General features: G+C 43.4%; 3 protein-coding genes. All 3 read right to left on the bottom strand.

The window, feature by feature from the left end:
- The coding region (locus D1151_RS16260; RefSeq protein WP_161909567.1) for a hypothetical protein at positions 1 to 686 on the bottom strand (686 nt) is incomplete at its 3' end.
- A gap of 67 nt (positions 687 to 753) precedes the next feature.
- Complete coding sequence (locus D1151_RS16255; RefSeq protein ID WP_161909566.1) at positions 754 to 1,755, bottom strand: hypothetical protein; 1,002 nt, start codon at positions 1,753 to 1,755, stop codon at positions 754 to 756.
- Positions 1,756 to 1,767: 12 nt separating this feature from the next.
- Positions 1,768 to 2,265 (bottom strand): hypothetical protein (locus D1151_RS16250; RefSeq protein WP_161909565.1); only part of this gene is annotated, 498 nt, incomplete at its 5' end.

The raw sequence follows: 2,265 nt of genomic DNA, 5'->3' as shown, positions 1-2,265 counted from the left end.
CTCCATTTTCCATCGGTAATGCGGTAATCAGCCGGATTATAGTTCAAATGCCGCAAAATAGTTTCTTGATAACCTTCAAACGTTGGTGTTTTAGGGTTGTTTGGAATTTGCGTATCATCTAATTTGTAATAAGCGACATCTGAATCACCGATAAACTTTGCAGTCACTGTGAATGGTTTGCTATAACTGCTGCCAGTCTGCTTGATATCCTGTAACTTTCCAACAACGGATATTTCACTTCCATCCGGTAAAGATGTCGTAATTTCTTTTGTCTTGGGCGCATCCGGTCTTTTATCACTTCCCTTATAGGTAAGTGTTCCTGTTGCAGCATGGCGGTGATGCTCTGTCCACTCTACATCATCAAGTTTCAGCTTTTCACCCGATTTCGTAATACTTTGCTGTACCTTTTTGTCGGTAAGATTTGTATAGGTCTTTTTTACTGTAACAGGCTCACTTTTGCTGATTACACTTGCAGTCACTTTTACTGCCTCATACGTCTTGCCATCCTCATGAATTTCTGCAGTATTGACAAGCTCACCTTTGCCGAGATCGTCAAGCGTGATATTTGCATAGTCCTGACCCGTTGTGATAGTCCATGCCTTTGTTGTCATGCTCCCTGCATAAGCGGTCGATGTAAGCGATAACAGTAGTATAAGGCACAACCCCATCACTCGCTTTTTCTTCATCCTCCTCACCTCCGATTTTTATATCACAAAAGGCAGCTTACTGCTGCCTTTTGTCTCTCATTATTTATCATTTATCCAATTTTCTCGCTGCAGCCAGAAGAGTTCCTGCTGCAAAAAGAATTAACAAATATTTTAGTAATGCAAAATCATCGCCTGTTTGTGGCGTACTGCCAGGTTGATTATCCTGCCCGCCCTCAGTCGGTTTTGTCTCGCCCTGATTGCTACCGTTATTCGGCTTCTCCGGCTTAGTAACATCTTCTTTTACTTTATCTTTATGCGTCAGAATATATGTGCCGGCAGAAGATGTTTTTACAGTGATCCAGTTACCGCCATCCTTGTCGTAACGGTTATTGGCAAGCTCCTGCCCTTTTCCATCCTTTAGGTGTATTGCGATGATTTCATCATCCAGCAGTTTTCCATCGGCTTTTAACAGCAGCGTGATTGTACCGTTTATAGTCTCAATCTCTTTTCCGCCGATGGTGATAATCACCCGGTAGACAATTCCGTCTTTACCGGCAATTTCTTTTTCCTTGCCAGTTGGGTTATCATCTCTAATGATAGTAACCACGATGTCCTCCCGTCCAGCCTTTTCTGCTAGATCTAAAATACCATCATTGTCAATTACGATTTTTCCAATCGAAGTGTTGACTGATAGGTCGAGGTCTGGTCTCTTGCCAATTTCCTCTAGCAGCGAGCCGGGTATCTTGGTGCTGCTATCGTCACCATCTTCTGCTGGTTTAATTACCACAACATCAGAGCCATACATATCAGCCTGCCGGATTAACTCTCTCTGGTTTTCTTCCTTTACTTTATTTGTACCATCATCTTCTTTCACAGTCGGTGTTGTTGTTGTCGTAACATTGCCGCTGTCGTCATATTTTGGCACAATTTCGGTCACTACTTCCGTAGTCTCCTCCGGGAAAACAAAGTCAAATTTGCTCCTCGGCATTGTCAGATAACCGCCAGTCTCGGCGCTGGAACTTTGCGCATATGCACAGGTAGGGACAGCAATCAGGATAGACATTACCAAAGCCATGATGAGGCTTCTTCTCGTTTTCTTTCTTTTCATCTGCTCCCCTCCTTACTCCGTCTCAACCGTTACTATTAGATTTGCAACCTGTTGCTGATTGATGGATTTGCTCACAATACCGGTTTTCCCAGTTAGCTTAAACACCTTTTGCCCATCGACTGCAATAGTGCCGCCAGCGGTATATGCACCTTTGGACAAATCAAATTCGCCTATTACAAGCGAGAACATTTTACTATCCTTTGCAAGTGCGGCAAAGTCAGTACTGTTTGCAGCAAGCGTCCAACCATTTAATATATTGTCCACCTGCACGCTGCTGACCGTAATTGCCTTTGAACCAAGATTTTCCACTGTTAGTTCACTTACTGTTAGATTAGCGGAATTTGCAGTACCAGTCATTGTGATAGATTCAGATACAGTAAAATCAAGCATTTTGCGGAGATATACATGACCCTGCGTAACGCTGCCATTGATGCCATACTTACCCTCTATATCTTCCGCTTGGCTATATCCCATATCGTCTGGCACAAGATAGAGTGCACCCTTTTCCGG

Source organism: Emergencia sp. 1XD21-10 (assembly GCF_009936045.1).
GTDB classification, from domain to species: domain Bacteria; phylum Bacillota; class Clostridia; order Peptostreptococcales; family Anaerovoracaceae; genus Senimuribacter; species Senimuribacter intestinalis.
This window is presented reverse-complemented; position numbering and strand designations above follow the sequence as displayed.